The 8312-nt window shown below is 60.3% G+C and carries 9 protein-coding genes; 7 read left to right on the forward strand and 2 right to left on the reverse strand.

The window, feature by feature from the left end; genetic code table 11:
• The 3 genes from IV091_RS08445 to IV091_RS08455 form a co-directional block, all read left to right on the forward strand.
• The coding region (locus tag IV091_RS08445; protein ID WP_293467530.1) for an NAD(P)(+) transhydrogenase (Re/Si-specific) subunit beta at nt 1-786 on the forward strand (786 nt) is incomplete at its 5' end.
• Nucleotides 787-941: 155 nt separating this feature from the next.
• The gene (locus tag IV091_RS08450) at nt 942-2630 is read left to right on the forward strand and encodes a long-chain-fatty-acid--CoA ligase (protein WP_293467533.1); all 1689 of its coding nucleotides are present in this window, start codon (nt 942-944) and stop codon (nt 2628-2630) included.
• A 109-nt stretch (nt 2631-2739) separates the two neighbouring features.
• On the forward strand, nt 2740-3513 hold the full coding sequence (locus IV091_RS08455) for a 5'-methylthioadenosine/adenosylhomocysteine nucleosidase (protein ID WP_293467536.1): 774 nt from the start codon (nt 2740-2742) through the stop codon (nt 3511-3513).
• Between the two features lie 40 nt (nt 3514-3553).
• On the opposite strand, the gene corA is transcribed toward IV091_RS08455, so the two are convergent.
• Complete coding sequence (gene corA / locus IV091_RS08460) at nt 3554-4540, reverse strand: magnesium/cobalt transporter CorA (RefSeq protein WP_293467539.1); 987 nt, start codon at nt 4538-4540, stop codon at nt 3554-3556.
• 529 nt (nt 4541-5069) lie between these two features.
• Between corA and raiA the strand changes: the two genes are divergently transcribed.
• From raiA to hprK, 3 genes are all read left to right on the forward strand, one after another.
• Nucleotides 5070-5399 (forward strand): ribosome-associated translation inhibitor RaiA, encoded by a 330-nt coding sequence (gene raiA, locus IV091_RS08465; protein ID WP_293467541.1) that lies wholly within the window; start codon nt 5070-5072, stop codon nt 5397-5399.
• Nucleotides 5400-5606: 207 nt separating this feature from the next.
• On the forward strand, nt 5607-6089 hold the full coding sequence (locus IV091_RS08470; protein ID WP_293467543.1) for a PTS sugar transporter subunit IIA: 483 nt from the start codon (nt 5607-5609) through the stop codon (nt 6087-6089).
• Between the two features lie 13 nt (nt 6090-6102).
• Nucleotides 6103-7053: an HPr(Ser) kinase/phosphatase gene (gene hprK, locus IV091_RS08475; protein WP_293467545.1), complete on the forward strand. Its 951-nt coding sequence runs from the start codon at nt 6103-6105 to the stop codon at nt 7051-7053.
• Nucleotides 7054-7097: 44 nt separating this feature from the next.
• On the opposite strand, the gene fur is transcribed toward hprK, so the two are convergent.
• Nucleotides 7098-7550, reverse strand: coding sequence for a ferric iron uptake transcriptional regulator (fur, locus tag IV091_RS08480; protein ID WP_293467547.1), 453 nt, complete (start codon nt 7548-7550; stop codon nt 7098-7100).
• Nucleotides 7551-7716: 166 nt separating this feature from the next.
• On the opposite strand from fur, the gene IV091_RS08485 reads away from it, so the two are divergent.
• Nucleotides 7717-8235 carry an outer membrane protein assembly factor BamE gene (locus tag IV091_RS08485; RefSeq protein ID WP_293467549.1) on the forward strand — a complete coding sequence of 173 codons (519 nt, stop codon included), beginning with the start codon at nt 7717-7719 and terminating at the stop codon, nt 8233-8235.
• Nucleotides 8236-8312: the final 77 nt, after the last annotated feature.

Genomic DNA, 8312 nt, shown 5'->3' on the forward strand with positions numbered 1-8312 from the left:
GTGCTGATCATCATCCCGATTGGCGGCGCCGACATGCCGGTGGTGGTGTCCATGCTCAACAGCTATTCGGGCTGGGCCGCGGCAGGTATCGGATTCTCATTGAACAACTCGATGCTGATCATTGCCGGCTCGCTGGTGGGCTCGTCCGGCGCCATCCTGTCCTACATCATGTGCAAGGCGATGAACCGCTCGTTCTTCAATGTGATTCTGGGCGGCTTCGGCGGCGAAGCCGGGACGGCCGCTACCGGCGCCAAAGAGCAGCGCCCGGTCAAGTCCGGCTCCGCCGACGATGCGGCCTTCATCCTGGGCAATGCCGAAACCGTCATCATCGTGCCGGGCTACGGCCTGGCGGTGGCGCGTGCGCAGCACTCGGTCAAGGAACTGGTGCAAAAACTCACCGACAAGGGCATCAAGGTCAAGTACGCGATTCACCCGGTGGCCGGCCGCATGCCGGGCCACATGAACGTGCTGCTGGCCGAGGCCGAAGTGCCCTACGACCAGGTCTATGAAATGGAAGACATCAATGCCGAATTCGGCCAGGCCGACGTCGCCATCATCCTGGGCGCCAATGACGTGGTGAACCCCGCCGCGCATGTCAAGGGCAGCGCGATTTACGGCATGCCGATTCTGGAGGCCTACAAGGCCAAGACCGTCATCGTCAACAAGCGCTCCATGGCCGCCGGCTATGCCGGCCTGGACAACGAACTCTTCTACATGGACAAGACCATGATGGTGTTCGGCGACGCCAAGAAGGTGATTGAAGACATGGGCAAGGCCATCGAATAAGCCGCCGCTGCGCCAGGTGGCTCTGCGCGCCCATGCGCGGAACCACTTGCGCATTGCCCCGGTTTTCACCGGCGCCTGGAAAAATGCACCCGCCCCGAAGAGGGTGGGGCAAGACGGTTCTTTGCCTTGGGCAAATCCACATGGAGAAGACAAGAATGAATGAAGAGACGATTGAGCGCCCCTGGCTCAAGGCCTACCCAGCGGGCGTACCCGCAGACATTGACGCTTCGCAGTACCCTTCGCTGGTCGCGCTGCTCGAAGAGAGCTTCGGTAAATACCGCGACCGTGTGGCCTACAGCTTCATGGGCAAGGACATCACGTTTGGCGAAACCGACCGCCTGTCGGTGGCCTTTGGCGCCTATCTGCAGGGACTGGGGCTGGCCAAAGGCGAGCGCATCGCCATCATGATGCCCAACGTGCCGCAGTACCCGGTGGCCGTGGCCGCCATTTTGCGTGCTGGCTACGTGGTGGTGAATGTCAACCCACTCTATACCCCGCGCGAACTGGAGCACCAGCTCAAGGACTCCGGCGCCAAGGCGATCGTCATTATTGAAAATTTTGCGAATACGCTGGAGCAGTGCATCGCCAACACGCCGGTCAAGCATGTCGTGTTGTGCGCCATGGGCGACCAGTTGGGTCTGCTCAAGGGCGCCCTGGTGAACTACGTGGTGCGTAACGTCAAAAAGATGGTGCCGGCCTTCAATTTGCCGGGCGCGGTGCTCTTTAACGATGCCGTGGCGCAAGGCCTGCGCGCCACGCTCAAGCGCCCCGACATTCGGCCTGATGACGTCGCCGTGCTGCAGTACACCGGCGGCACCACCGGCGTGTCCAAAGGCGCGGTGCTGCTGCATCGCAACGTGATCGCGAACGTGCTGCAGTCCGAGGCCTGGAACGGCCCGGCCATGGCCAGCAAGCCGGCAGACGAGCAAACCGTTTATGTTTGCGCGCTGCCGCTGTATCACATCTTTGCGTTTACCGTGAACATGATGCTGGGCATGCGCACCGGCGCTAAAAACATACTGATTCCCAACCCGCGCGACCTGCCCGCCGTGCTCAAGGAGCTCACCAAGCACAAGGTCCACAGCTTTCCGGCGGTCAACACCTTGTTCAACGGGCTGGCCAACCACCGGGACTTCAACACCGTGGACTGGTCGCACCTGAAAATCTCGCTGGGCGGCGGCATGGCGGTGCAAAGCGCCGTGGCCAAGCTGTGGCTGGAGAAAACCGGTTGCCCGATCTGCGAAGGCTACGGCCTGTCGGAAACCTCGCCTTCGGCCAGCTGCAACCCGACCAACAGCAAAGTCTTCACCGGAACCATTGGCGTGCCGATTCCCGGTACCTATTTCAAGCTGCTCGACGACGACGGCCTGGAAGTGCCGTTGGGACAGCCCGGTGAGATTGCCATCAAGGGGCCGCAGGTCATGGCCGGCTACTGGCAGCGCCCCGACGAAACCGCCAAGGTCATGACGCCCGACGGTTATTTCAAGTCGGGCGACATCGGCGTGCAGGACGAGAACGGTTTCTTCAAAATCGTTGACCGCAAGAAAGACATGATCCTGGTCAGCGGTTTCAATGTCTACCCCAACGAGGTGGAGGAGGTGGTGGCACGGCTCGACGGCGTGATGGAATGCGCCTGCGTGGGCGTGCTTGATGACAAGTCGGGGGAAGCCGTCAAACTGGTGATTGTCAGGAAAAATCCGGACCTCACGGAAGCTATGGTGCGCGCTTACTGCAAGGCCAACCTCACCGGTTACAAGCAGCCCAAGGTGGTGGAGTTTCGCACCGATCTGCCCAAGACGCCGGTGGGAAAAATCCTGCGTCGCGAGTTGCGCGACAAGAAGTAAGCCCCGCGAACAAGTTTGAGAGCCTGCAAGGGCTTTTCAGGGGCGGCGTGAGCTGCCCCTTTTTTATTCTGCCCGGGTTCTGCCGGCGCTTTGTGGTCAAAATCAGCGCATGACATTCGCACCCCCGCCCACCGCCATTCTCAGCGCCCTTGCCCAGGAGCAGAACAGCCTGCTGGCGCTGCTGCAGCAGCCGCAACAAGTCAGCCATGCCGGCCGCACATTCTGGCAAGGCCACCTGCAAGGCCGGCCTGTGGTGCTGGCCTTGTCCAGAATTGGCAAGGTTGCCGCCGCCACCACCACCACGGCGCTGATTGAGCGCTTTGGCGTGCAGCGCATCGTGTTCACGGGCGTTGCCGGCGGGTTGGGCGCGGGGGTGAAGGTGGGCGATGTGGTGGTGGCCACCGATTTCCTGCAACACGATCTGGATGTGTCGCCGCTGTTTCCGCGTTACGAGGTGCCGCTGTACGGCCAGACCCGCTTCGCCGGTGATGCGGCCTTGACGGCGCTGCTGTTCACGGCGGCCTGCGCTGCGCTGGCGCACGAACCTGGGACAGGGCGGGGCGGCCTGGCGACGCCGCAGTTTCCCGGCGCCTGCGTCCACAGGGGCCTGATTGCCAGCGGCGATCGTTTCGTTTCCGGGGCTGGCGAGTCCCGTGTGCTGCAGGCGGCGCTGGCGGTGGCCGGCCATGAGGTGCTGGCGGTCGAGATGGAGTGCGCGGCGGTGGCGCAGGTCTGTCTGGACTATGGCGTGCCTTTTGCCGCTGTTCGCACCATTTCAGACCGGGCCGATGACAGCGCCCACGTCGATTTTTCAAGCTTTGTGGAGCAGGTGGCCAGCCGCTATGCGCAGGAAATCATTGAGCGCTTCCTGGTTTTGCTATAAATAGCAACTTATTGCGCTTGTGCCTGATGGCCTGAAGCCCTTACTTCAGCCAGCCGCGCTTTCTGAAATACCACATGGGCAGCACGGCGCTTGCCACCATCAGGCCCAGCGCATACGGGTAGCCCAGCGTCCAGTCGAGTTCGGGCATGAGCTTGAAGTTCATGCCGTAGACGCTGGCAATCAGCGTGGGCGGCAGCAGCGCGACGCTGGCCACCGAGAAGATCTTGATGATCTTGTTCTGGTTGATGTTGATGAAACCGACCGTGGCGTCCATCAAAAAGTTGATCTTGTCAAACAGGAATGCCGTGTGCGAGTCAAGCGAGTCGATGTCGCGCAGAATCTGACGTGCTTCCTCGAACTGCTCGGCATTGAGCATCTTGCTGCGCATCATGAAGCTGACGGCGCGCCGCGTGTCCATCACATTGCGCCGGATGCGCCCGCTCAGGTCTTCATGCCGGGCGATGGCGCCCAGCACCTCGCCAGCCATCACGTCGGTGACGTCGCCCGACAGCACCTTGGTGCTGACTTTTTCAAGATCGACGTAAATGCCTTCCAGCGTGTCGGCCGAGTATTCGGCGTCGGCGTCAAACAGCTTGAGCAGCACTTCCTTGGCGTCTTCAATCAGCCCGGGCGCGCGCCGGGCCCGCATGCGCAGCAACCTGAATACCGGCACATCTTCGTCGTGAATCGAAAACAGCACGCCTTTGCTCTTGAGGTCGTCGTTCACCAGGTTCAGGATGAAGGCTACGCGGACCGTGCGCGGCTCGTCCTCGTCGGCAATCAGGAAGTCCGACCGGATGTGCAACTCGCCGTTGTCCTCTTCATAAAAGCGGGCCGACTCCTCGATGTCCTCGTCCATGACGTCTTCAGGAATGGACAGGCCGTAGTACTGCTTGATCCAGCGCTTTTCTTCAAGCGTGGGCGATTCGAGGTCCACCCAGATAGGCTGGAATTTGGAGAGTTCCTCCAGCGATTCGATTTCTTCCTGGAACAGCCTGCCGTTGGCGAGGGTGAAAATATTGAGCATGACTGAAGCGCCTATCAATTCAAGGGCTGACACAAGGCCCGGGACGGGACTTGTGCGAAAAGGGGCTGTGGATGGCGGCGTCGCTTTCAACCCCCCTTCTTAACGTCACCTGGCGTCAGTCTGTGGTGTTGAAAGCTAGCGACTGGGGTGGCTTTCCAAGGATCACTCCGTAGCAAATAAGCCGGGATTATGGCATTGCATAGTGGATTTATCTACCGTATCGCCTTGCCGGCGGCCTAACCGAAAGATACCGGCCGCGCGCCATGCCCTGGCACGGACATCGCCGCTCGGGGACGGCTTGATACGACCATCGGGCGCTGGCGCCGCCAGTCACTTGCACGCCGCGTTGCACTGGGCGCCGGTCAAGAATTTTTTCACACGGTTTCATTATTTTTCCGGCTGCAAGGTTGCAATTGCAGGGCTACGGGCGCATAGTAGATTCAAGAAAGCGTCCCCGTCTGCCGCTTCGCCGTCGCTGGCAAAGCGGTGTTTTCAACCCAGTTCCAGTTTTTGGAAAAGGAGTTTCTTTATGAACTTGACGATCAGCGGTCACCATCTTGAAGTTACGCCCGCATTGCGCGGTTATGTGACAAGCAAGCTGGATCGGATTACCCGGCATTTTGACCAGGTAGTAGATGTAAAAGTCCTGTTGACAGTGGATAACATGAAGGAAAAGGAAAGGCGCCAGCGGGCCGAATGTAATGTTCGTGTCAAGGGCCGTGACCTGTTTGCCGAAAGTTCACACGCCGATCTTTACGCCGCAGTCGATGAATTGACCGATAAACTTGACCGCCAGGTAGGGCGCTATAAAACCAAAACCCAGGATCACCACCACGTTGCCGCCAAGCGGCAAGCCTAGGTAGTTTTCACGCCTGCGGCGTTTCCCGCCGCGGGCTTTGGGCTTTATCTGTGGCTCCGAAAGGCAGCCATGTTTTCACAAGAGTGCTTGAACCGTGATTTAATCGGCATTCGCCGCCGCCGCTTGAGCTTTCAAGCGGCTTTTTTCTGCCCGTTTTTTTCGGCAACCCGTCCGCGAAGTGCATAATTCGCCGATTAAAAGATTGTTATGAACCGTCTTTCGCAAATTTTGCCCCTCTCCCAAGTACTGGTTCGTGTCGAAGCGTCCAGTAAAAAGCGCGCTTTTGAAGAAGCCGGCCTGCTGTTCGAGAATCAGCACGGGATGAACCGCGCCCTGATCACAGACAGTCTGTTTGCCCGCGAGCGCCTCGGCTCGACCGGTCTGGGCCATGGCGTGGCCATCCCACATGGCCGCATCAAGGGCTTGAAGGCGCCGATGGCCGCGGTTTTCCTGCTGGAGACGCCTATCGGATTCGATGCGCCAGACGAGCAAGCCGTGGCCTTGCTTATTTTTCTTCTTGTGCCCGAAGCGGCCACCCAGAAGCACCTCGAAATCCTGTCCGAAATTGCCGAATTGCTCAGTGACAGCGCGTTGCGCGAGCAACTCAAAGCCAGTCCGGATGCCGAGGCGCTTCACCACCTGATTTCCTCCTGGCAATCTGCCCACGAAACCAGCCCCTCCGGGGCGTGAGTCACAGGCCGGCATGAAGCCCACTGTTGTCAGTGCTGACGTTTTATTTGAAGACCACCGCGCCACCCTGAAATGGGAGTGGGTGGCGGGCCTGGGTGCTTCGGAGCGGCGTTTTGACGAAGTTGCCGTGCGTGCCGCGCGCTCGGGGGCCGATCTGGTCGGTTACCTAAACTACATCCATCCTTACCGCGTGCAGATTCTCGGCGAGCGCGAAGTCGCCTACCTGACCCATGCCAGTCCCGAGGATTGCGCCCGGCGGACCTCGCGCATCATCACGCTGGAGCCGCCGGTGCTGGTCGTGGCGGACGGCCAGATCGCGCCCGACACGCTGCTGTCGATGTGCGAGCGTGCGCAGATGCCCATGTTTGCCACGCCGGAGTCGGCCGCCTTCGTGATTGACGTATTGCGGGCCTATCTGTCCAAACATTTTGCCGACCGCACGTCGATGCACGGCGTCTTCATGGACATCCTGGGCATGGGCGTCATGATCACCGGCGAGTCGGGACTGGGCAAGAGCGAGCTGGGACTCGAACTCATTTCACGCGGGCACGGCCTGGTGGCGGACGACGCGGTGGACCTGGACCGCATCAACCAGACCACCATTGAAGGGCGTTGCCCCGACTTGCTGCAAAACCTGCTCGAAGTGCGCGGCATCGGCCTGCTTGACATCAAGGCGATTTTTGGCGAGACGGCGGTTCGCCGCAAGATGCGGCTCAAGCTCATCGTGCACCTGGTGCGCCGCGAAACGCTGGAGCGCCACTACGAGCGGATTCCCTACGAGCCCCTGACGCAGGACGTGCTGGGCATTCCCGTGCGCAAGGTCATCATCCAGGTAGAGGCGGGCCGCAACATCGCGGTGCTGGTCGAAGCGGCGGTACGCAATGCTATTTTGCAGTTGCGCGGCATCAATACCTACCAGGATTTTGTCGAGCGCCACCGCAAGGCGATGGAGCAAGACGACTGATTCTGCGCCCATCCTGTTGGGGTCTGCGTCTCGTCTAGAGATGCTCAAGGCTGATGGTTACGGGCGTGTGTTGCCATGCGGTAGGGGCAGTTGTCCTTGGTGCAATTGGCATAGATCGACAGCGAATGGTCGGCAATGGCAAAACCCTTGGCCTTGGCCACGGCATGCTGGCGTTTTTCAATCTCGGCGTCGTAAAACTCCTCGACCTTGCCGCAGTCCAGGCAGACCAGATGGTCGTGGTGCTGACCTTCATTGAGCTCGTATACCGCCTTGCCTGATTCAAAATTGCTGCGGTTGAGCAGGCCCGCTTGCTCGAACTGGGCCAACACCCGGTAGACCGTGGCCAGGCCAATATCCGAGCGGTCCTCCAGCAGGACCCGGAAAACGTCTTCTGCCGTCATATGGCGCTGTTTGCCGGCCTGGAAAATTTCAAGAATCTTGAGGCGCGGCAAGGTTGCCTTGAGTCCGGTGTTTTTCAACTCGTCAATGTTGCTCATGGAAATCTCTCTGGGAAAAGCGGGAAGCGGGAAGCGGCCCGGTGCGGCTCGGCCCGGGCCAAAAGGCACCCTACCGCTACAATGAACCATCATATCGCTACACCTCCCTACCATGTCAGCCTTGTCTGTAAATCAATATCGCGGCGTCCGAACAGCTTTCATCGTCATGGCCTGTGCGGTTCTGGCGTCCTGCAGCAGCACGAGCGGCAGCGCCATCAATCCCGTCAACTGGATCACCCCCTACAAAGTGGACGTGATCCAGGGTAACTTCGTCTCCAGCGAGCAGGTTGCGCAATTGCGCCCCGGCATGACCCGCGACCAGGTCAAGGCCGTGCTGGGCACGCCCCTGCTGGCCAGCCTGTTTCACACGGACCGTTGGGACTATGTCTTTACCCTGAAGCGGCAAGGCGTGGCGCCTCAGTCCTTCAAGTACGCGGTGTTCTTCAAGGGCGACCAGCTGGAGCGTTTTGAAGGCGACACCATGCCCAGCGAAAGGGAGTTCATTTCCCGGCTGGACTCCAAGCGCAAGATGGGCAAAGTGCCTGTTTTGGAGGCCACCGAAGAGCAGCTCAAGGCCGCCGAAAAGTCCTCCGCTGCGAAGCCGGCGCCAAGTGAGGCTGCGACCAGCCTGCCAGCAGGTCCGCAGACCACGGTCTACCCGCCACTCGAGAGCCCTAAGCAGTGAGCGCGCATGCTGTGACGCAAGCGCGCCATCACCGGATCGCGGTTGCTGGCGCCAGTGGCCGCATGGGCCAGATGCTG

Origin of the sequence: Polaromonas sp., assembly GCF_018780625.1 — a bacterium.
Classification (GTDB): Bacteria; Pseudomonadota; Gammaproteobacteria; order Burkholderiales; family Burkholderiaceae_C; genus Polaromonas.

Bases quoted from the DNA above. Each gene is read 5' to 3' on its own strand.
- IV091_RS08450 (WP_293467533.1), top strand. From the start codon at position 942: ATGAATGAAGAGACGATTGAGCGCCCCTGGCTCAAGGCCTACCCAGCG.
- IV091_RS08455 (WP_293467536.1), top strand. From the start codon at position 2,740: ATGACATTCGCACCCCCGCCCACCGCCATTCTCAGCGCCCTTGCCCAG.
- corA (WP_293467539.1), bottom strand. From the start codon at position 4,540: ATGCTCAATATTTTCACCCTCGCCAACGGCAGGCTGTTCCAGGAAGAA.
- raiA (WP_293467541.1), top strand. From the start codon at position 5,070: ATGAACTTGACGATCAGCGGTCACCATCTTGAAGTTACGCCCGCATTG.
- IV091_RS08470 (WP_293467543.1), top strand. From the start codon at position 5,607: ATGAACCGTCTTTCGCAAATTTTGCCCCTCTCCCAAGTACTGGTTCGT.
- hprK (WP_293467545.1), top strand. From the start codon at position 6,103: ATGAAGCCCACTGTTGTCAGTGCTGACGTTTTATTTGAAGACCACCGC.
- fur (WP_293467547.1), bottom strand. From the start codon at position 7,550: ATGAGCAACATTGACGAGTTGAAAAACACCGGACTCAAGGCAACCTTG.
- IV091_RS08485 (WP_293467549.1), top strand. From the start codon at position 7,717: ATGGCCTGTGCGGTTCTGGCGTCCTGCAGCAGCACGAGCGGCAGCGCC.